Here is a 20,647-nt window from a genome sequence, read left to right as displayed (position 1 = left end):
GACGAATCCGCCGAACTTTCTTCGCCCCGTAAAGACCTCTGAAATCTCTCGATAATCTCTGATTCAGAGGCCCTAACGAGACGTGACTCGCATCCTTACGAAGGGTTAGCGCGCGCGCTGGCCGAACAGCACCTTGCGGGCGTCCTCGGCCGCCTTTCCGGACGCCGCCAGGTTCCTGCGCAACTCCTCGCCGAGCGCGCGGCCCTTCTGCACGGCGGGCCGCTCGCCGACCCGCGCCAGCCAGGCCTTCAGATGGGGGAACTCATCGATGTTCTGGCCCTGCAACTCGGGCAGGATCCACGGCCAGGCCGCCATGTCGGCGATGGAGTACTCGCCCGCGAGGTAGGCGCGGTCCGCCAGCCGGCGGTCCAGCACGCCATAGAGGCGGTGGGTCTCGTCGGTGTAGCGGCGCACGCCGTAGGCGATCTGGCGCTGGTCCTGGATGATCGCGGGCGCGTACTGGCGGAAGTGATGCGTCTGGCCCGCCATCGGGCCCAGGCCGCCGACCTGCCAGAACAGCCACTGATCCACCTCGGCCTTGCCGCGCAGATCATGCGGATAGAATTTGCCCGACTTGGCGCCGAGGTACTGCAGGATGGCGCCGGACTCGAAGATGGCCAGCGGCATGCCGTCCGGGCCGTCCGGATCGACGATGGCGGGCATGCGGCCGTTGGGGCTGATCTTCTGGAAGGCGGGCGCGAACTGCTCGCCCGTCCCGATGTTCACGGGCTTGAGCGTGTAGGGCAGCCCCATCTCCTCCAGCGCAATGGACACCTTCCAGCCGTTCGGCGTGGGCCAGTACCAGAGTTCGATCGGGCGGGTCATGACGGCTCCTGTGACGGTTACGGTCGAGGTGGGCGCCGCCTGTCCCGCGCGCAACCGGCAAGCTGACAGGGATGTTCAGCGGCAGTTCATCGGCCGGGGACGAACTTCGTCCCATGCTTAACGGACGGGCTCCCCCGCCCCGGTCCGACAGGGAGAAGAAGGATGAACCGTTTCACCAAGGCCGCCGTGATCGGTCTGGCGCTGGCGACGACGGCCGCGCCGCTGGCCGCCGAGGCCCAGAGCCGCGGCGACCGCCAGGAACGCCGCGATGACCGTCGCGACTATCGCCAGGACCGTCGCGACGACCGCCAGGACTTCCGCCGCGAACGCCGCGATGACCGCCGCGACTGGCGTCAGGGCGACTACGACAATCGTCAGGACTATCGCCGGGACCGCCGGGACGATCGCCGCGACTATCGCGACGACCGGCGCGATTACCGCCAGGACCGCCGCTGGGATCGCAACAACCGCGACTGGTGGCGCGGCCGCGACGACTTCCGCGACTATCGCGGGGCCCGCAGCGGTTACTGGTACGCACCGAGCTACGGCTACTACCGGGTCGAGCCGCGCTATTACGGCTACCGCTGGCAGCGCGGCGGCTATCTGCCGTCGTCCTACCGCGGCTACTATGTGCGTGATCCGTACGTCTACGGCCTGCGCCCGGCCCCGCGCGGCTATCGCTACGTCTACGCCAACAATGACATCGTCATGATCGCCGTCGCCTCCGGCCTGATCGCCAGCGTGCTGCACGACGTCTTCTAGGGTCGGCGCGCGTCCGACCGAACGACGCCCCGTGGATCCGTCCACGGGGCGTTTTTCATGACTGAAGCTTAACGTGACGACGCTGTTCGTTCAGTCACCGTTCAGCATGAAAGCACGACCGTGGGATCAAGCCGCCTGACAGGGGCGTGCGGAGAAGAAAACGAGAATGAAACGCTCACTTATGGTCGCCGTGACCCTCACGGCTCTCATGGCGCCGCTGGTCGCGCCCGTCGTGGCGGCGGCGCAGGACCACGACCGCCGCGGCGACCGCGGCGGCGGCGGCGAGCAACGTATGTCCGACGCGGACCGACCGACCCCGGAGCTGCGCCCCCAGCGCCCGGATCGCCCGCCTCAGCCCGACCGGCCTGATCGCCCGGACCGACCGGATCGACCTCAAGAGCCCCGCCCGGACCGCCCCGACAGACCGGACCGTCCGGACAGACCGGATCGTCCCGATCGCCCTGACCGGCCGCAACAGCCGCGCCCTGATCGTCCCGACCGGCCCGACCGACCTCAGCAGCCCCGTCCCGACCGCCCGGATCGGCCGGACCGTCCCGGCTGGCCTGATCGCCCCGGGCAGCCCGGCAGACCCGACCGTCCGGACAGACCTGATCGTCCCGATCGTCCGGGTTGGCCCGGCCAGCCTGGACGGCCTGACCGCCCCGATCGCCCTGATCGCCCCGACCGGCCAGATCGGCCCGACAGACCTGACCGGCCCGGACGCCCGGATCGTCCTGATCGGCCGGGACGTCCTGATCGCCCGGACCGGCCCGACCGTCCCAACGGCGGCTGGAACCAGGGCCATCACCGCGACCGGGATCGCGACGATTTCCGTCGCCGCTTCAACGGCGACCAGTGGCGCCGCGACTGGAACCGGAACCACGGCCGTGACTGGTGGCGGAACGACCGTCGCTGGCGCGACTATCGCGGCGTCCGGATCGGCTTCTATTTCGCGCCGGGCTACGGCTACTACAACGTGCCCCGCTCGTACTGGAACCAGCGCTGGTACGCCGGCGACTTCCTGCCGTCGATCTTCTGGCGCTACCAGCTGAACGACTGGCGCACCTATGGCCTGGGCTACCCGCCGGCAGGCACGCGCTGGGTGCTGGTCGATAACACCATCTACCTGATCGACGAGTACGACGGGTACATCCTCGACGTCATCTACGACGCCTGGGCCTGGTAGGTCCGTCAGCTTACGGACGAAACGCCGTCCGACCTTCGGGTCGGGCGGCGTTTTTCGTTGTGGGACCAAGGTTGCAGCAAACCGCGTGGCGCGTCAGAACCGGCGCATGACCGATCCGGCGATCAGCGACAGCACCTCCGGCGAGGAAGTCCCCTCCTCCCGCGCCCCGCAGTTGCGTCTGTCCGAGGAGCTGATGACCTCGCCGACGCGGTTCTTCAACCGCGAGACCTCCTGGCTGGCCTTCAACGGCCGCGTGCTGGAGGAAGCCGCCAATCCGGCCCACCCGCTGCTGGAACGCCTGCGCTTCCTGTCGATCTCCGCCAACAACCTGGATGAGTTCTTCATGACCCGCGTGGCGGGCCTGAAGGGCCAGGTGCGCGAACGCGTCCGGGTCGTCTCGCCCGACGGCCTGACCCCGGCCGAGGCGCTGGAGCAGGTCAACGTCGCCGCCGGCAGCCTGATGACCGAGCAGCAGCGCCGCTGGCGCAAGCTGCGCCGCGAACTGGCGGTGGCCGGGATCGAGGTGGTCGACGCCGCCCGCATCACCAAGACCGAGCGCGATCGGCTGGAGCCGGAGTTCCTGAACCAGCTGTTCGCCGTGCTGACGCCGATGGCGATCGACCCGGCGCACCCCTTCCCCTTCCTGCCCAATCTCGGCTTCTCGCTGGCGCTGAAGCTGAAGCGGCGCTCGGACCGCCGCACCCTCTACGCCCTGGTGCCGGTGCCGACCCAGGTGAAGCGGTTCTGGCCGCTGGCCACCGACGGCCGCTCCACCCCGGGCCGCAAGCGGTTCGTGACGCTGGAGAGCCTGCTGATGCTCTTCATCGACCACCTGTTCCCCGGCTGCGACGTGCTGGAACGCGGCGTTTTCCGTCTGATCCGCGACAGCGACATCGAGATCGAGGAAGAGGCCGAGGATCTGGTCATGGAGTTCGAGGAGGCGCTGAAGCAGCGCCGCCTGGGCTCGGTCGTGCGCATCAAGATCGAGGCGTCCATGCCGGACGACCTGCGCACCTTCATCACCGATGAGCTGAACGCCGCGCCGCAGGACACGGTTCTGGTCGACGGCATGCTGGGTCTGGCCCAGTTGTCCGAACTCATCCCCGCCGGCCATCCGGACCTGAAATTCCCGGGCTATGAGCCGCGCTACCCCGAACGGGTTCGTGACAACGGCGGCGACATCTTCGCGGCGGTCCGCGAGAAGGACATGCTGATCCACCACCCGTTCGAGAGCTTCGACGTGGTGGTCCAGTTCCTGCGTCAGGCCGCGCGCGATCCGAACGTGCTGGCGATCAAGCAGACCCTGTACCGCACCTCCAAGGACAGCCCCATCGTGGCGGCCCTGATCGAGGCGGCCGAGAACGGCAAGAACGTCACCGCCCTGGTCGAGATCAAGGCCCGCTTCGACGAGGAAGCGAACCTGAAATGGGCCCGCGCCATGGAACGCGCCGGGGTTCACGTGGTCTTCGGCTTCGTCGAGTGGAAGACCCACGCCAAGCTCAGCGTCGTCGTCCGGCGCGAGGGCGACGGCCTGAAGACCTACTGCCACTTCGGCACCGGCAACTACCACCCGGTCACGGCCAAGGTTTACACCGACCTCAGCCTGTTCAGCTGCGACCCGGTGATAGCGCGCGACGCCTCGCGGGTGTTCAACTACATCACCGGCTACGCCCCGCCGGACGAGCTGGAGGCGCTGGTCGTCTCGCCCCTGAACATGAAGAAGACGCTGATCGACCTGATCTCGAAGGAGATGTCGGCGGCGGCCCAGGGCAAGCCGGCGGCCATCTGGGCCAAGATGAACGCCCTCGTCGATCCGGAGATCATCGACGCCCTGTACCGCGCCAGCCAGTGGGGCGTGCGCATCGAACTGGTCATCCGCGGCGTCTGCTGCCTCCGCCCCGGCGTCGAGGGACTGAGCGAGAACATCCGGGTCAAGTCGATCGTCGGCCGCTTCCTCGAGCACAGCCGCATCGTCGCCTTCGCCAACGGCCGCGACCTGCCCAACGACAAGGCCAAGGTCTTCATCTCGTCCGCCGACTGGATGCCGCGCAATCTGGACCGCCGGGTCGAGCTGATGACCCCGGTCCGCAACGCCACCGTTCACGACCAGGTGCTGGACCAGATCATGGTCGCCAATCTGAAGGACGACGCGCAGAGCTGGGTGCTGACCGCGGACGGCGGCTACACCCGCGTGACGCCCGCGGACGCTGAGCGCCCGTTCTCGGCCCACCGCTACTTCATGACCAACCCCAGCCTGTCCGGCCGCGGCCGCAAGGTGAAGACCCTGCCCGGCCACCTCAGCTACGTCCGCCCCGAGCGGAAGAAGCGTTGATGCCCAAGGCCCTGCAGGAGGTGATCGGCGCGCCCCGGGACGTCGCCGCCATCGACATCGGCTCCAACTCGGTGCGTCTGGTGCTGTACCGACTGGAAGGCCGGGCCATCTGGACCGTGTTCAACGAGAAAGTGCTGGCCGGCCTCGGGCGCGATCTGTCGGCCACCGGCAAGCTGTCCGTCGAGGGCGCGGCCCAGGCCTTGACCGCGCTCAAGCGCTTCGCCGCCGTCATCGACGGGGTGAAGCCCGCCCACACCTTCGTCGCCGCCACCGCCGCCGTGCGCGAGGCCGCCGACGGCCAGGCCTTCTGCGACACGGTCGCCGCCGAGACCGGACTGAAGATCCGCGTCCTCTCGGGCGAGGAGGAAGCGCGCTATGCGGCGCTGGGCGTGCTGGCCGGCATTCCGGACGCGAACGGCGTCGCCGGCGACCTGGGCGGTTCCAGCCTTGAGCTGGTCCGGCTGGGCCACGGCAAGGTCGAGCGGGGCGTCACCCTGCCGCTGGGGCCCTTCGCCCTGGTCGATCCCAAGGGGTTCGATCCCGACCGCCACCGCGCCGCCATCGCCAAGCGGCTGAAGCCCGCGGAGGATTTCGCCGCCGACACCCTCTACGCCGTGGGCGGGGCCTGGCGGACACTGGCCCAGGTGCACATGGACATCAGCGGCTACCCGCTGCACGTGGTCCACCAGTATCGGTTCAGCGCCGCCGACGCCCGCGACACCGCCCGCCTGATCGCCCGCCAGTCGAAGGCCTCGCTGGAGAAATGGCCCGGCCTGTCGCGCAAGCGCGCCGAGACCCTGCCCCACGCCGCCCTGGTGCTGGAGGGGCTGATCGACCGGCTCGGCCTGAAATCCATCGTCCTGTCGGCCTGGGGCGTGCGCGAGGGCCTGCTGTACGAGGCGCTGGACGCCGAAACCGCCGCCGCCGATCCGCTGCTGGCGGGCTCATCGGCCCTGGGCGCGCGTCAGGGCATCTCGCCCACCCTGCCCGCCGCCCTGCGCGCCTGGATCGAGCCGGTGCTGGCCGCCCTGCCGCCGTCCTTCGAGCGCGAGCGCGACGCGGTGCTGGCCGACGCCGCCTGCCGGCTGGCCGACCTCGGCGCCCGCCTGCACCCCGATCACCGGGTCGAACTGGCCTTTGACCAGGTGCTGCGCGCGCCGGTGCCGGGCCAGACCCATGCCGAGCGGGCCTGGCTGGCCTGCGCCGTCAACGCCCGCTACGGCGGCCCCTCGGCCACGCCCGAGCCCGCCACGGTCTCGCGCCTGCTGACCGAGGAACAGCGCCTGGGCGCCCGCGCCGTCGGCCTGGCCATCCGGCTGGCCTGCGACCTGTCCGGCCGCTCGCCCCAGCTGCTGGTCAACGCCCGCGCGACGGTGAAGGACGGCGTCCTGCTGCTGACCGCCGCCAAGGGCTATGCCGACGTGCTGCTGGGCGAGCAGACGCGCCGCCGGGGCAAGGCGCTGTCCGAGGCCATGGGGCTGAAGCTGCAGATCGACGGCAGGGACTAGGTCAGTCGCCCATCCACCAGCGCAGGCGCACCGCCTGGGCGGGAGCGTCGCCGACCTTCAGCGATCCGGTCAGCACCGTGCCCTCGTCGCCGAGGTTGCGCCGCGCCGTGGCCAGCGCGCCCTGATCCAGCCGGCCGCTGAACTGAACGACGCCCAGCTCGGCCGAGCGGCCCTCGAAGCGGATTTCGGCGTCATTGACGCTGTAGGAGGTCGGCAGCACTCGCACGGTGACGCTGCGCGCCTCGCCGATCTCAGTGGCGACCATCGGGCTGGTCGTATCGTCGAACTGCAGCATGACGGGCGCGAAGGTCCCGCCGCGCTGACCCGTCTTCCAGCTTTCGAACTCGGCGGCCTGACCGACGAAGACATGGTCGAACGACCACTTGCCGACCCGCGCCTCGTCCATCGGCAGATAGTAGCCGGACACGTCGCCCGACGCGGTGTGGGTGAAGACCGGGGCCGTCGGCGCGGCGGGCCGCGAGCCGCTCCCGTTGTCGCACGAGGCCAGGGTCAGGCCCGCGAGGGCCACGGCGATCAGGAGACGGCGCATTCGGGAATCCTCAGGGGAGGTGAAGCAGCGGGGCCAGCCAGCCGATGTTCTGCAGCCTCTCGACCGACTCGAACAGCGGCACGGCCAGGATGAACACCAGCCCGTCCCTCAGGGTGGTCAGGAAGAAGCGGGGCCGGATCTCCAGGGTGCCTTCGTCGCGCCACTTGGAGAAGTCTGGGCCGAAGCGCGGGGTACGGGCGACATAGTCTGCGTAAGTCTTGCCGAAGGCCTCGGAGAGCCAGGCCTCCTCGCGTTGCACGGTGAACCAGAAGACCACGACGGTCAGGACGAGGAACAGCAGGGCCAGCGAGATGCTGCCGGTCTGCGCCCCGACGCCGAACGCGCCGATGAAGCTGAACACATACAGCGGGTTGCGGCTGACCGAATACGGTCCGCGATTGACGATCTCGTCCTTCTTGCGCCCGCCGATGTAGAGCGAACACCAGGCCCGGCCGACGATGCACACCGCAATCAGGGCCAGGCCGAAGGCTTCCAGTCCCTCGTGGAAATCAGTCTCACCGCCCAGCGACCGGGTCAGCACCGCCACGGCGACCACGGCCAGGATGCCGAGGCCCATGACCACCTTGCGAATTCTCTGCACCCGACCGAGGTCGAAACTCGCTGTCGCCATCACGCTCACTCCGTTCGAAACCGCATGCTTCGATGCGTCGGCGGAGTCTTGCAACGGCAATCTTGGCAAAAAGACGCCGTCAGCGATCCAGCGCGCGGTCCAGCGCCCGGAACGAGGCGATCGACAGCGTCGTCGCGCTGGTGAACACCGCCGGCGTGATCCGCTCGAAGTCGTCCGACGGGCGGTGATAATCCGGGTGGTAGTTCACCCCCAGGTACAGGAACGGGATCTGCGCTTTGTAGAAGGCCGCGTGATCCGAGGACTCGACCCAGTTGTCCTCGCCGGTGTCCTGCGGCGTGTCCTTGCCGAAGGCCAGGGCCACCGCCCCGTCCGCCGGAATGCCTTCCAGGATCGGGCGGAACGACGGGTTCTGGTAGGTGCCCGTGACCCACAGCTTGCCGTCGGTCTCGGCCCGCGCGGTCATGTCGAAATTCAGGTTCATGGTGATCGAGGTCAGCGGCACCGGCGGCGCCTCGACAAAATGCTTGGCCCCCAGCAGCCCGCGCTCTTCGCCGTCCAGGGCGACGATGATGACGCTGTGCTCGGGCGCCTGGCGCTTCAGCTCGGCGGCCAGGGCCAGCATGGTCGCCACGCCCGAGGCGTTGTCGTCGGCGCCGTTGAAGACCTGGCCGTCGTTGGTGCCGACGTGGTCGTAGTGGGCGGTGACGACGATGTACTTGTCCGGCACCCGCGTGCCCGGGATCACGCCGATGATGTTGACGCCATTGTAGGTCTTGGGGCCCGCGCGGGTGCGGCCCGTGGCCTCCCACGGCTGCAGGCGGCCCATGGCGGGGGCGACGACGCCCAACGCTTCCAGACGGCCGACGATATAGTTCCGGGCCATTTCGCCCCCGGCCGAACCGGTGTCGCGGCCCGCCATCTCGTCCGAGGCCAGGATGCGCACGTCCTCCAGCAACTGCGCCTGGAAGGCCGGGACCGCCGGCGCGACCGGCGCCGCGGCGGGCGCGGTGACGGTGGGCGCGCAGGCGGCGAGCAGCAGGCTCGCGGCGGCGCACGACAGGAACAGACGGTTGAAGCGGGCCAAGGGATTCTCCTGAAGAACGATCGACGCTAGCGGTCCGCGGACGCGGCGTCAGATTAACTTCCTGTCATGGCGGGGCGACGGACGCCGCCGGAATGCTAGAAAGACGCATCGATTCCGGAGCGACCCATGTCTGACCTGCCCGTCGACCAGCTGAGCGAAAGCGACGCCCGCGCCGAGCTGGATCGCCTGAGCGCGGAGCTGGCCCGGCACGACGCCCTCTATCACGGCGGCGACGCGCCCGAGATCAGCGACGGCGAGTACGACGCCCTCAAGCGCCGCGCGCTGGAGATCGAGGACGCCTTCCCCGACCTGACCTCGGCCAGTTCGCCCTCGCAGGTGGTCGGCGGTCCGATCTCCAGCCAGTTCGCCGAAGTGCGCCACGGCGTGCCCATGCTGTCGCTCGACAACGCCTTCTCGCCCGAGGAGGTGACGGACTTCGACGCCCGCATCCGCCGCTTCCTCAAACTGTCGGCGGACGAGCACATCGCCTTCGTCGCCGAGCCCAAGATCGACGGCCTCAGCGCCAGCCTGCGCTACGAGCACGGCAGACTGGTGCGCGGCGCGACGCGCGGCGACGGCAAGACCGGCGAGGACGTGACCGCCAATCTTCTGACTCTCGGCGACATTCCGCAGACCCTGTCCGACTCCGGCTGGCCCGAGGTCATCGAGGTGCGCGGCGAGGTCTATGCGCCCAACGATGAATTCGACGCCTTCAACGCCGCCGCCGAGGCCGCCGGCCAGCGCACCTACGCCAACCCCCGCAATTTCGCCGCCGGTTCGCTGCGCCAGAAGGACCCGGCGATCACGGCGACGCGCCCGCTACGCTTCTTCGCCTATGCATGGGGCGAGGTCTCCGCGCCGTTCGCCGACACCCAGGCCCATGCCCTGGAGGCCCTCAAGTCCTGGGGCTTCAAGGTCAACGGCCGCTCTCAGCGGGTCGAGGACGCCGCCGGGCTGATCGCCCTGTACGACGGCCTCCAGACCGACCGGGCGACCCTCGGCTATGACATCGACGGCGTGGTCTACAAGGTCGACCGGCTGGACTGGCAGGCGCGCCTCGGCTTCGTCTCGCGCACGCCGCGCTGGGCCATCGCCCATAAATTCCCGGCCCAGCAGGCCCAGACCATCCTCGAGGGCATCGACATCCAGGTCGGCCGCACCGGCTCCCTGACCCCCGTCGCCCGCCTGCATCCGGTCACGGTCGGCGGCGTCGTGGTCCGCAACGCCACCCTGCACAACGAGGACGAGATCGCCCGCAAGGACGTGCGCATCGGCGACACCGTCATCCTGCAGCGCGCCGGCGACGTGATCCCGCAGATCCTCGGCGTGGTGCTGGAGAAGCGTCCCGCCGACGCCGCGCCCTACGTCTTCCCGACCCATTGCCCGGTCTGCGGCTCGGAAGCCGTCCGCGAGGGCGACGAGGTGCGCCGCCGCTGCACCGGCGGTCTGATCTGCGACGCCCAGCTGGTCGAACGGCTCAAGCATTTCGTCGGCCGCCGCGCCTTCGACATCGAGGGCCTGGGCGAGAAGCAGCTGGTCGGCTTCCACGAGCGTGGTTGGCTGCACGAGCCCGCCGACATCTTCCGCCTCGCCCGCGACGAGGCCCGGCTGGAGGAACTGCGCAACGAGGACGGCTACGGCGAGACCAGCGTCCGCAACCTGATCACGGGCATCGACGCCCGCCGGGTCATCGCGTTGGACCGGCTGATCTTCGCCCTCGGCATCCGCGACATCGGCGAGCAAACCTCCATCCTGCTGGCCCGTCATTTCGGATCGTGGAGCGCCTTCCACGCCGCCTGCCTCGACGCGGCCGAAGGCATTCCGTCGGCCGAATGGACGCAACTGGCTGAAGGCCACGGCGTCTCCGAACGCACCCTGGCCGTTCTCGCCGCCGCCACGCCGCCGGTCGATGATCCGTGGCCAGAGGCGCCGCTGGACCAGAAGCTGTCCCTCGCCTTCCCCGGCGTCGCCTCCCCGGCCCGCCGCGCCCTGGCCCTGCTGGCCCCCGACTGGCCCGCCATCGTCCATCTGGCGCGGGTCGCGCGCGAGGAAGGGCCTTCGATGACGCTGGGCGAGATCGCGGGCATCGCCGGCGTCGGTCCCGTCGCGGCGCGGGCCCTGGCCCAGTTCTTCCACGAGCCGCACAACCGCGCCGTCGTCGACGCCCTGATCGAACAGCTCGACGCCGTCGAGGACGCCGAGAGGCCGAAGACCGACACCGCCGTCGCCGGCAAGACCGTGGTCTTCACCGGCGCCCTGGAGCGCTTCACCCGCGATGAGGCCAAGGCCCGGGCGGAGAGCCTGGGCGCCAAGGTCTCGGGCTCGGTGTCGAAGAAGACCGACTACCTCGTCGCCGGTCCGGGCGCGGGATCGAAGATGGCCGAGGCGCAAAAGCACGGCGTTGTGATTTTGACCGAAGACGAATGGCTGGCCCTGATCGGCGGCTGAAATCTGTTCCGGAGCTCCCCATGCGCCTCACCCTTCTCGCCGCCGTCCTGACCGCCTCCGCCGCCCTCGCCGCTCCCGCCTTCGCCAGCGATCCGACCGGCCTGTGGCAGACCCCCACCAACGGCGGACAGGTCCGCATCAGCCGTTGCGGCCAAGCGCTGTGCGGCGTGCTGGTGACGTCGGATCATATCCGCGCCGAACCCGGCGCTCTGGACGAGAACAATTCGGACCGCTCGCTGCGCACCCGCCCCCTGCGCAACCTGCCCATGCTGCGCGGCTTCACCGGCGGCCCGACCGAATGGAGCAACGGCAGCGTCTACAACCCCGCCGACGGCCGCACCTATCGCGGGACCATCACCATGCAGGGCGACAACACCCTGCGACTGCGCGGCTGCGTCGTCGCCCCCCTGTGCCGCAACCAGACCTGGACGCGGGTTCAGTAGATCCGATGGCCAAGACCGACTTCCGCACCGTCGACGACTACCTGGCCTCGCGCTCGCCGGAAGAGCGCGAGGTCCTGCTGGCCATGCAGGCCGCCATCCTGGACGCGGTCCCGAACGCCGAGGCCGTCATCAGCTACCAGATCCCGGCCTACAAGTCGGACGGCTGGCTGTTCTACATCTCGGCCTATGCCAACCACTACAGCCTGTCCTGCCCGCCGCCCTTCTTCGAGGGGTACGAAAAGGAACTCTCGGCCTGGAAGGTGTCCAAGTCCGCGGTGCAGTTTCCCAAAGCCCAGCCGGTCCCCCTCGCCCTGATCTCTGACATGGCGAAGGCCAGGGCGCGGGCGAACCGCGAGCGCGCGGGCAAGTCCGCCTAGCGGTTCAACGCCGACCGGGCCGCCTCGGCGTAGCGGTGGCCCGAGGCCGCGTCCTTGGGGAAGACCGCTTCGATGCGGCTCAGGTCCTCCGGCGTCAGCACGACCTCCGCCGCGGCGATATTGTCCTCCAGAGTCGGGATGCGCCGGGTGCCGGGGATCGGGACCAGATGTTCGCCTTGCGCCAGCACCCAGGCCAGCGCCAGCTGCGCCGCCGTCACGCCCTTGTCGGCGGCGACGCCCTTCACGGCTTCCACGAGGTCGAGGTTCTTCTGGAAATTCTCGCCCATGAAGCGCGGGTTGGAGCGGCGGAAGTCGTCGGGCGCCAGGTCGTCGATCGACCGGATGTCGCCCGACAGGAAGCCCCGGCCTAGCGGGCTGTAGGGCACGAAGCCGATGCCCAGCTCCTCGCAGGTCGCCAGGATCTCGTCCTCGGGCTCGCGGCTCCACAGCGAATATTCGCTCTGCAGCGCCGTGATCGGATGGGCCGCATGGCCCCGGCGCAGGGTCGCCGGCGCCGCCTCGGACAGGCCCAGGAAGCGGACCTTGCCCTCCTTCACCAGTTCGCCCATCGCGCCCACGGTCTCTTCGATCGGCGTGTTCGGGTCGACGCGGTGCAGATAGTAGAGATCGACGTGGTCCATCCCCAGCCGCTTCAGGCTGCCCTCGATGGCCCGCCGCACATTGGCCGGCGAGCCGTCGACGGTCAGGGCCGTGCGGTCGGCGTTGTAGCCGATGCCGAACTTGGTCGCGACGAAGGCCTTGTCGCGCCGGTCGGCCAGCGCCTTGCCCACCTGGATCTCGTTGGTGTGCGGGCCGTACATCTCGGCCGTGTCGAAGAAGTTGAGGCCCAGTTCCAGCGCGCGGTGGATCACCGCCGTCGCCTGCGTCTCGTCCGACGCCTGACCGTAGAAGGCGGCCATGCCCATGCAGCCCAGGCCGATGGCCGAAACCTCAGGGCCCGAACGGCCCAGCGTGCGCGTCTTCATCACCGCGTCTCCTGAAATGTGAGGAAGCCGGCGGCCACGCCGCCGACCCTCAGGAGATGGGCGCCGTTCGGCCTTATTTCAAGGGTGCGCAGGCCGCCTCAAGCCAGGCCTTGGCCTCGCCGTCCATCAGCGGCCCGACCTTGGCCCAGACCTCGGCGTGATAGGCGTCGACATAGGCGCGCTCGTCCGCGGTCAGCAGGGCCGTGTCGATCAGCTTCTGGTCCAGCGGCGCCAGCGTCAGCTGCTCGAAGCCATGCATGGGCCGTTCGCCGCCGGGGATGGGCTCCGGCGCCGTAACCACCTGCAGCGTCTCGATACGGATGCCCCAGTGGCCCTCGCGGTAGTAGCCGGGCTCGTTGGACAGGATCATGCCGGTCAACAGCGGCTGGCTGTTGACCGCCTTGGCGATGCGCTGCGGCCCCTCGTGGACGCCGAGGTAGCTGCCGACGCCGTGCCCGGTGCCGTGATCGTAGTCGAAGCCCTGCATCCACAGCGGCAAGCGGGCCAGGGCGTCGATCTGGTGCCCCGTCGTCCCGGCCGGGAAGCGCACCACGGCCATGGCGATATGGCCCTTGAGCACCAGGGTGAACATGCGCCGCTGGTCGGCCGTCGGCTCGCCCACGGCCATGGTCCGCGTCACGTCGGTGGTGCCGTCCAGATACTGGCCGCCGCCGTCCACCAGCAGCAGGCTGCCCTTCTCGATCCGGCGGATGGTGCGGGTCACCGGCTTGTAGTGCGGCAGGGCGCCGTTCGGCCCAGCGCCCGCGATGGTGTCGAAGCTCAGGTCCTTGAGCGCGCCGGTCTCCTCGCGGAAGCGCTCCAGCGTCTCGGCCACCTCGCGCTCATCCGGCAAGGTCTGCTGGGCGACCGTATCGACCCAGTGCAGGAAGCGGCTCAGCGCCGCGCCGTCGCGGATGTGAGCCTGACGCGTCCCCTCGATCTCCACCGGGTTCTTCGTCGCGCGCGGCAGGGCGCAAGGATCCATGCCGCGCACCACGGTCGCGCCCGCGCCGGTCAACCGATCGAAATACCAGGCCGAGGACTGGCCCGGATCGACCAGCACCTTCTGGCCCGCCAGCGCGTCCAGCGCGCCGTCCAGCGCCTCGGGCGCCTCCAGCGTCACCGCGTCGCCCAGCCAGCCGGGCAGCGCATTGGTCACTTTGCGCGGGTCCATGAACAGTTGCGCCGTCCCGTCGGTCTTCACGATGGCCTGCGACAGCGGCAGCGGCGTGCGGATCACGTCTCCGCCGCGAATGTTGAACAGCCAGGCGATCGAGGCCGGCGCCGTCAGCACCGTCGCGTCCGCCCCCGCCTTGGCCACCGCCTCGCCGATGCGGGCGCGCTTCGAAGCGCTGCTCTCGCCGGCGTATTTGTCCTCATGCGGCACGACCGGCGCCATGGGCTGTTCCGGACGTTCCTCGGCCCAGGCCTGATCCACCGGATTGACCGTGACCGGCGTCAGCTCGGCCCCCGCCTTGGCCGCGGCCCGCTTCAGCACCGCCAGCGCGTCCGGGCTGTGCAGCCGCGGATCGTAACCGATCACCGAACCCTTGGGCGCGCGCTCCAGATAGGCGGGCACCCCGCCCTCGACGAGGTCGAGGATCTCGAACTGTTCGGCGTCGACCTGGGCCCGCACCTGCACGGTGTAGCGACCGTCGGCGAACACCGCCGCCCTGTCCTTCAGCACCACGCCGGCGCCGGCCGAACCGGTGAAGCCGCTCACCCACGCCAGACGATCGTTGGCGGCGGGCAGGTATTCGTTCTGATGCTCGTCCTCGTGCGGGACCAGCATCCCGTCGAGGCCCTGTTCGGCCATCTTGGCCCGCACGCGGGGCAGATGCTTCGCCCCGAAGGACGGATCGGTCGTTTCGTCATAGGTCTGGCGCATGGGCGGAGGCATAGCACCGCCGAGGCGACAGGTTCTAGTTCTGCGGCGCCGTCGGGCTGACCACCGCCGGAGCTGTCGGAGCCGGAGCCGGCGCCGCCGGGACGGTCCGTTCGATCACCACCGGTTCCGCCGCCCTCGCCTCCGCCGTCCGCGCTTCGGACGCGGCGCGCGCCGCATCCGCCCGGGCGATGTCGACGCTGGCCTGGGCGCCGGCGACCTGGCCGGCGACGGCGGCGCGATCGGCCTGGGCCTGCGCGGCGACCGCATCGGCCTGGGCTTCCAGCAGGGCGTCATCCATGGCCGGAGCCGGCGTGCGCGAGAACAGGATCCACAGCACGGCGATCAGCACCAGTCCGCCGAGAACGCCCGCGACCCACCAGCCGGTGTTGGACTCCCGGACCACCACCGTTTCGATGGTTTCGGTCACGGGCCCTCGGGTCACGACGGTTTCGCGGACGGGTTCAAGATCGGGGTCGTACTGGGTCACGGCGGCATCCTCCGGCTACTTCACCGGAACACCCCCGCCGGACGCCTGTTCCGCCGTTAACCCACCCGCCGCAGCACGAGCGCGCTCCAGGCGTCGCGGTGGATGCGGCGTTCCAGCACGAAGCCGCGCGACAGATAGGCCGCCGTCACCCGGCGCTCCTGCGTCCGCAGCAGGCCGGACAGGATGGCCACCCCGCCCAGCTTCAACGCCTCCTTGATGTCCTGCGACAGGCTCACCAGCGGCGGGGCCAGGATGTTGGCGAAGACCAGGTCGTACGGCCCCTGCCCGCGCACCTTGCGGTCGTTCAGGCCGAAGGCGTGCACGAAGCGGGCGTCGGCCTGGTTCAGCTTGGCGTTCTCGTTGGCGATGCGCACCGAGGGCGCGTCGATGTCGGTGCCCACCGCGACCTTCGATCCGGCCCGAGCCGCCGCGATGGCCAGCACGCCGGTGCCGCAGCCGACGTCCAGCACCCGCTCGAAGCTTTCCTTCTTGAGCAGTTCGTCGAAGGCCAGCAGGCAGCCCACGGTCGTGCCGTGGTGGCCGGTGCCGAAGGCGGCGCCGGCGTCGATCTTCAGATTGATCTTGTTGACCGGGACCCGGCCCTGGTCGTGGGCGCCGTAGACGAAGAAGCGCCCCGCCTCGACCGGCGGCAGGCCGGACAGGGACATCGCCAGCCAGTCGGCGTCGGCCAGCTTCTCCACCACAACGGTCAGCCCGTCGTGCGCCGACAGGGTCTTCTCGATGCCTTCGGCTTCCTCGTCAGTGGTCGGGAAGGCGTCGATGCGCCAGATCCCCTTGTCCTCGTCCTCTTCCAGGATCGAGTAGGTGGCGCCCTCCAGCAGGGGGTCGGCATCCAGCGCCAGGGCGGCGGTTTCAGCGATGACGCGGGGACCGCGCGCGATTATCTGAACAGCGGACTCGGACATTTCTCAAACGCCGCTATGATCACGAATCGAGACACGCGCTGGCGTGCTCTCCATCGCCAGCAATCGCAACATCCGAGGGGTCGGGGAATTCATGGCCAAAGCACCATCCAAGTCGAGTACCGCCAAACCGGCGGCGTCCGCAGCTTCCAAGCCGAAACCGGCCGCGAAGTCGAGCGCCGTTAAGCCCGCGGCCGCAAAACCCGCCGCCAAGGCCGCCGCTCCCAAGCCGGCCGCCAAGGCTCCGGCCAAGCCCGCCGTGAAGGTTTCGGCCCCGGCCAAGGCCGCTGCGCCCAAGGCCGTCGCCGCCAAGAAGCCGGTCGTCAAGGCCGCCGCCAAACCGGCTGCGAAGCCCGCCGCCAAGGCCGCTGCGCCCAAGGCCGCCGCCAAGCCCGCCGTGAAGGCCGCGACCAAGGTCGCTCCGAAGGCTGCGCCGAAGGCCGCCGCCAAGCCGGTCGCCGCCAAGAAGCCGGCCGCCGCGCCGAAGGCTGCTGCGCCCAAGCCCGCCGCCGCGCCGAAGGCCGCTCCGGTCGCCGCCAAGCCCGCCGCCGCCCCGACCGCTGTCGCCGCTCCGAAGCCGGCGCCCGCGCCGACCCCGGCTCCGGTCGCCGCCGCCCCGGCTGCTGCGCCCGCCGCCGCTCCGGCCGCGCCGAAGCCCGCCGAGAAGACGGGCTTCTTCGCTTCGCTGAGCCGGCTGATCTTCGGCAAGAGCTGATCGCGCTGAAATGACGAAGGCCCCGGGGATCGCTCCCCGGGGCCTTTTTCACGTCCGCCGTTCGGCGGCCTATTCCGGCAGGTCTTCCGCCAGGATGGCCATCTCGAACATGAAGCTGCCCGCCTCGTCCTCGTCCTCGAAGACGACGCCGATGAACTCGTCGCCGACATAGACCTCGGCCGAGTCGGCCGGCTTGCCGCGCGGCTTCACGATGATGCCGCCGGTGTTGAAGGTGCGCTTCAGGTGCGTCTCGACGCGCTTCATATCGTGGGCGTTCATGGGAAGTCCTCAGGCTCTTTGAATTGGCGCGGACCGTAGAGAATGGGGCGAACCATTTCCACCGCTATCGTCATCCTCCGGCAAGCCGCACGGCGGCGCGGACCGGGGGACCCATGATCCGCCCCGTATTCGCTTGCCCTTCCTGGGACCACACGGGAATGTTGGGCGCTGGCCATAGGGGGGCGGATGCACAGATCACTGACCGTGGCGGCTCTGGCGCTGCTCATTTCTGGCTGCGCGACGGCGCCGGGCAGGGTCTCGGACGAGACACTGGGCGTCACCGAGCCTTTGATCGCTGACTTGCCGGTCGCCGTGTCGAGCCTGATCGGCCTGACGCCCAACCAGGTCCGCGAACGGTTCGGCCTCAATCCCACCGAGATGGACATTGTGTCCGAGGCCAGGCTCGAGGCCGGAGCCCTTGTCGCCATGATCGAAGTCAACGGCGCCGGCGGGGGCTGCACCAACCATGGGAGGGCCCGGCTTGAAGATCCAGGCACGCCGTGGCCGGTCGAATTCCTGTTTCGCGACGGCGCGCTTGCGGAGGTCTGGGTCGAGCACTCAAGAACACGTCGATCGAACGTCGCCGAGATCGGCGTGCGCTGCCTGCCCGGCAACGCCCCCGCCGCAGGGCCCGATCCCGCCACTTGGCTCTTGGCCCTGCCGTTCACGCCGCTTCTAGCCCACCATGAGGCTTCCCAACGGAACGACCGCAGGACGGCCGCTGCGTCCTTAGCTGACCTTCGACTGGGCGAACCGCCCCCCGGAGGGCTTGAGGCCTATGCCCGGATGCCGCCCAGACAGGTGAGGGTCACCCTTACGGGCGACGGGGCCGCGGAGATCACGATCGAGGTCCACGAAACCAATTTCGACGCTAGGGCGACCGTCCGCGACGGCTTGGTGGTCGCGATCGTCGCGCCTGGCTCTCAGCCGTGCATCCTGGGCGACGACCGAGCTCTGCATTGTGCTGTTCCCGCGGGTTGAGGGACTCTCGCCCTCCCCTCGCCGGTTCGCCCCCTCAGATCACGAAGTCATACACGACGTCGGCCAGGGTATGGTCCATCGTCCGCGCCGGGGTCGCCTCGGTCGGGCAGTTGACCAGGCGCGCCGGCACCCCCGCCACGGTGCAGCCCGCGGGCACCGGCTTCAGCACCACCGAGCCCGAGGCCACCTTGGCGTAGTCGCCGACGGTGATATTGCCCAGCACCTTGGCCCCGGCGCCGAGCAGCACGCCCTTGCCGATCTTGGGATGGCGGTCGCCGCGGTCCGCGCCCGTGCCGCCCAGCGTCACGCCGTGCAGCATGGAGACCTCGTCGCCGACCACGGCGGTCTCGCCGATGACGATGCCGGTGCCGTGGTCCAGAAACAGGCCCGCGCCCATCTTCGCCGCCGGATGGATGTCGATCTGGAACAGCTCGGACATCCGACTCTGCAGGTGGAAGGCCAGGGTGTCGCGCCCTTCGGTCCACAGCCAGTGGGCCACACGGTGCGCCTGCAGGGCCTGGAAGCCCTTGAAGTAGAGGAAGGGCTGCAGCAGCGAGCGGATCGCCGGATCCCGCTCGGCCACGGCCAGAAGATCGGCCTCGGCGGCGGCGACGATCTCCGGATCGGCCTCGAAGGCGTCACGGCACACCTCGCGGATCGACATGGCGCCGAGTTCGGCGTCGCCCATCTTGCGCGCGATCTGGAAACTCAGGGCCGAGGACAGGTCGCCGTGCGACAGGATCACGGCGTTCATCTGCGACGCCAGGTGCGGCTCATCCCGGGCCGCGGCTCCGGCGGCGGCGCGCAGCAGGGTCCAGGCGTCCGGTTCGGCGATGACGACTTCAAGCTTGGGCATCACGGGCTCCATCAGGCGGCCATCATACGCTGGCCAGCATGGCCTTCGCCAGTTCGGGCGGCAGTTCGCCCTCGCGCGCCATATGATAGGCGCGCAGGACTGTCGCGAGAGTAAACATGTCCCGGATCGATCCGCGCCCGATCTCGCGCAGCAGATCACCGAACGGCACACGGGCGACGCGGATGATCTCGGTCTCGTCCGGCGCGATGGAAACCTCGGTGAAGTCCCACGCCAGCCAGGCCATGGCCCGTTCGTCGGTGATGGAGTTGGTCATCTCGGCCCGATAGGCCAGCCGCCAATGCGCCGCCGCCAGCCCGGCCTCTTCGGCCAGTTCGCGCCGGGCGCCCTCCAGCGGGTCCTCCCCGAACGGCGCGCCGCCTTCCGGCATCTCCCAGGACCAGTTCATCAGGGCGAAGCGCTGCTGGCCGACCAGGGTCACCGTACCGTCGGCGTGCAGCGGCAGCACTCCCACCGACATGTTCTGCGGCCGCATGACGACGTAGTCGGCCTTGTGCCCCGTCGGCGCCGTGGCGTCGTGGCGGGTCAGCCGCATCCACGGGTTTTCGAACAGGGTGGTCGAGCCCGCGTCCTTCCATGGCGGCGGGCGGTCGCTTCCATCGTCCCAGATCGGCAGCGGACGGTCGGCGTCGAAAATATCGCGGGAGTCGCTCATGCTCCGGGTATGGCGCAGAGCCGGCCGCGCGCCTAGCTAGGCCTCATGACTGATACCGACCTGGGCGTCGCCCTTCCCCTCCCCGTCGCGTCCGAAGATTTCGCCGACCGCCTCGCCCGTCGCCGCTCGGCTCCGGCCCAGAGCCTGACCGGCCCCGGACCCTCGCGGGAGGAGGTCGAGCGTATCCTGACGCTGGGCGCCCGCAGCCCCGACCACGGCAAGCTGTTCCCGTGGCGCTTCGTGGTCCTGGGTCCGCAAAGCCGCGCCGATCTGGCCAGCGAGTTGCTGCCGCTGGCCGACCGCCAGCCCGGCGCGGACAAGGCCCGCAAGGTGCTGATGAAGCTGACCGCCGCGCCCCTGACGATCCTCGTCGTCTCCGTTCCGGTCGACAGCCAGAAGGTGCCGGTCTGGGAACAGCAGCTCTCGGCGGGCGCGGTCTGCATGAACCTGGAGCACGCCGCCAACGCCCTGGGCTATTCGGCCAGTTGGATCACGGACTGGTACAGCTACGACGCCGAGGCCACGGCCCTCTATGGCGTCAAGGACGGCGAACTGGTGGCGGGCTTCATCCACATCGGCACGCTGGTCGAGGCGCCCCTGGAGCGGCCCCGCCCCGATGTGGCGGCGATCACCGAATGGCGTGGTTAGCGAAAACGCCCGCGATCTGCAGGCTGACGCACAGGCCATAGAGGATCGTTGTCGCGATGGTGGCGACGACCAGTCCGAACTCGACCAGATCGCGTTTCATCCCC

The 20,647-nt window shown here is 69.6% G+C and carries 21 protein-coding genes; 10 read left to right on the top strand and 11 right to left on the bottom strand.

Annotation, left to right across the window (positions count from 1 at the left end):
- Positions 1–105 precede the first annotated feature (105 nt).
- Positions 106–825, bottom strand: coding sequence for a glutathione S-transferase family protein (locus tag AC1RRF_RS04455; RefSeq protein WP_492833187.1), 720 nt, complete (start codon positions 823–825; stop codon positions 106–108).
- A gap of 162 nt (positions 826–987) precedes the next feature.
- On the opposite strand from AC1RRF_RS04455, the gene AC1RRF_RS04450 reads away from it, so the two are divergent.
- The 4 genes from AC1RRF_RS04450 to AC1RRF_RS04435 all read left to right on the top strand — a co-directional run bounded on the left by AC1RRF_RS04450 (position 988) and on the right by AC1RRF_RS04435 (position 6,613).
- Positions 988–1,587, top strand: coding sequence for an RcnB family protein (locus tag AC1RRF_RS04450; protein ID WP_492833185.1), 600 nt, complete (start codon positions 988–990; stop codon positions 1,585–1,587).
- Between the two features lie 166 nt (positions 1,588–1,753).
- Positions 1,754–2,773, top strand: coding sequence for an RcnB family protein (locus tag AC1RRF_RS04445; RefSeq protein ID WP_492833183.1), 1,020 nt, complete (start codon positions 1,754–1,756; stop codon positions 2,771–2,773).
- A 106-nt stretch (positions 2,774–2,879) separates the two neighbouring features.
- Positions 2,880–5,105: an RNA degradosome polyphosphate kinase gene (locus tag AC1RRF_RS04440; protein WP_492833181.1), complete on the top strand. Its 2,226-nt coding sequence runs from the start codon at positions 2,880–2,882 to the stop codon at positions 5,103–5,105.
- Complete coding sequence (locus AC1RRF_RS04435; RefSeq protein WP_492833179.1) at positions 5,105–6,613, top strand: Ppx/GppA phosphatase family protein; 1,509 nt, start codon at positions 5,105–5,107, stop codon at positions 6,611–6,613. The genes AC1RRF_RS04440 and AC1RRF_RS04435 overlap by 1 nt, the downstream gene beginning before the upstream one ends.
- Before the next feature lies 1 nt (position 6,614).
- On the opposite strand, the gene AC1RRF_RS04430 is transcribed toward AC1RRF_RS04435, so the two are convergent.
- From AC1RRF_RS04430 to AC1RRF_RS04420, 3 genes are all read right to left on the bottom strand, one after another.
- Positions 6,615–7,163, bottom strand: coding sequence for a hypothetical protein (locus AC1RRF_RS04430; RefSeq protein ID WP_492833177.1), 549 nt, complete (start codon positions 7,161–7,163; stop codon positions 6,615–6,617).
- Positions 7,164–7,173: 10 nt separating this feature from the next.
- Entirely contained in the window at positions 7,174–7,794 is a 621-nt protein-coding gene (locus AC1RRF_RS04425; RefSeq protein ID WP_492833175.1) for a methyltransferase family protein, read from the bottom strand.
- Between the two features lie 79 nt (positions 7,795–7,873).
- On the bottom strand, positions 7,874–8,839 hold the full coding sequence (locus AC1RRF_RS04420) for a M28 family peptidase (RefSeq protein ID WP_492833173.1): 966 nt from the start codon (positions 8,837–8,839) through the stop codon (positions 7,874–7,876).
- A gap of 126 nt (positions 8,840–8,965) precedes the next feature.
- Between AC1RRF_RS04420 and ligA the strand changes: the two genes are divergently transcribed.
- From ligA to AC1RRF_RS04405, 3 genes are read left to right on the top strand one after another with little or no spacing between them, the layout of a single operon-like run.
- Positions 8,966–11,287: an NAD-dependent DNA ligase LigA gene (gene ligA, locus AC1RRF_RS04415; protein WP_492833172.1), complete on the top strand. Its 2,322-nt coding sequence runs from the start codon at positions 8,966–8,968 to the stop codon at positions 11,285–11,287.
- Between the two features lie 20 nt (positions 11,288–11,307).
- The gene (locus AC1RRF_RS04410; protein WP_492833170.1) at positions 11,308–11,730 is read left to right on the top strand and encodes a DUF2147 domain-containing protein; all 423 of its coding nucleotides are present in this window, start codon (positions 11,308–11,310) and stop codon (positions 11,728–11,730) included.
- A gap of 5 nt (positions 11,731–11,735) precedes the next feature.
- Positions 11,736–12,107, top strand: coding sequence for an iron chaperone (locus AC1RRF_RS04405; protein ID WP_492833168.1), 372 nt, complete (start codon positions 11,736–11,738; stop codon positions 12,105–12,107).
- On the opposite strand, the gene AC1RRF_RS04400 is transcribed toward AC1RRF_RS04405, so the two are convergent.
- The 4 genes from AC1RRF_RS04400 to AC1RRF_RS04385 form a co-directional block, all read right to left on the bottom strand.
- A complete protein-coding gene (locus tag AC1RRF_RS04400) occupies positions 12,104–13,093 on the bottom strand; it encodes an aldo/keto reductase (RefSeq protein ID WP_492833167.1) in 990 nt (329 codons plus the stop codon). The genes AC1RRF_RS04405 and AC1RRF_RS04400 overlap by 4 nt on opposite strands.
- A gap of 73 nt (positions 13,094–13,166) precedes the next feature.
- Positions 13,167–14,981 carry an aminopeptidase P family protein gene (locus AC1RRF_RS04395; protein ID WP_492833165.1) on the bottom strand — a complete coding sequence of 605 codons (1,815 nt, stop codon included), beginning with the start codon at positions 14,979–14,981 and terminating at the stop codon, positions 13,167–13,169.
- A gap of 34 nt (positions 14,982–15,015) precedes the next feature.
- Complete coding sequence (locus tag AC1RRF_RS04390; protein WP_492833163.1) at positions 15,016–15,468, bottom strand: hypothetical protein; 453 nt, start codon at positions 15,466–15,468, stop codon at positions 15,016–15,018.
- Positions 15,469–15,524: 56 nt separating this feature from the next.
- Positions 15,525–16,394 (bottom strand): 50S ribosomal protein L11 methyltransferase, encoded by an 870-nt coding sequence (locus tag AC1RRF_RS04385; protein WP_492833161.1) that lies wholly within the window; start codon positions 16,392–16,394, stop codon positions 15,525–15,527.
- A 91-nt stretch (positions 16,395–16,485) separates the two neighbouring features.
- Between AC1RRF_RS04385 and AC1RRF_RS04380 the strand changes: the two genes are divergently transcribed.
- Positions 16,486–17,106 carry a hypothetical protein gene (locus tag AC1RRF_RS04380; RefSeq protein WP_492833159.1) on the top strand — a complete coding sequence of 207 codons (621 nt, stop codon included), beginning with the start codon at positions 16,486–16,488 and terminating at the stop codon, positions 17,104–17,106.
- Between the two features lie 69 nt (positions 17,107–17,175).
- On the opposite strand, the gene AC1RRF_RS04375 is transcribed toward AC1RRF_RS04380, so the two are convergent.
- Entirely contained in the window at positions 17,176–17,385 is a 210-nt protein-coding gene (locus AC1RRF_RS04375) for a DUF3126 family protein (RefSeq protein ID WP_439471403.1), read from the bottom strand.
- Between the two features lie 186 nt (positions 17,386–17,571).
- Here AC1RRF_RS04375 and AC1RRF_RS04370 point away from each other — a divergent pair, with 186 nt between their 5' ends.
- Entirely contained in the window at positions 17,572–18,366 is a 795-nt protein-coding gene (locus tag AC1RRF_RS04370; RefSeq protein WP_492833157.1) for a hypothetical protein, read from the top strand.
- A 34-nt stretch (positions 18,367–18,400) separates the two neighbouring features.
- On the opposite strand, the gene cysE is transcribed toward AC1RRF_RS04370, so the two are convergent.
- The gene (gene cysE, locus AC1RRF_RS04365; RefSeq protein ID WP_492833155.1) at positions 18,401–19,222 is read right to left on the bottom strand and encodes a serine O-acetyltransferase; all 822 of its coding nucleotides are present in this window, start codon (positions 19,220–19,222) and stop codon (positions 18,401–18,403) included.
- Between the two features lie 22 nt (positions 19,223–19,244).
- A complete protein-coding gene (locus AC1RRF_RS04360; RefSeq protein WP_492833153.1) occupies positions 19,245–19,895 on the bottom strand; it encodes an NUDIX domain-containing protein in 651 nt (216 codons plus the stop codon).
- Between the two features lie 45 nt (positions 19,896–19,940).
- Between AC1RRF_RS04360 and AC1RRF_RS04355 the strand changes: the two genes are divergently transcribed.
- On the top strand, positions 19,941–20,543 hold the full coding sequence (locus AC1RRF_RS04355) for a nitroreductase family protein (RefSeq protein WP_492833151.1): 603 nt from the start codon (positions 19,941–19,943) through the stop codon (positions 20,541–20,543).
- The last annotated feature ends 104 nt before the right edge of the window (positions 20,544–20,647 follow it).

This window comes from Brevundimonas sp. GW821-FHT12C05 (assembly GCF_058807475.1).
This window is presented reverse-complemented; position numbering and strand designations above follow the sequence as displayed.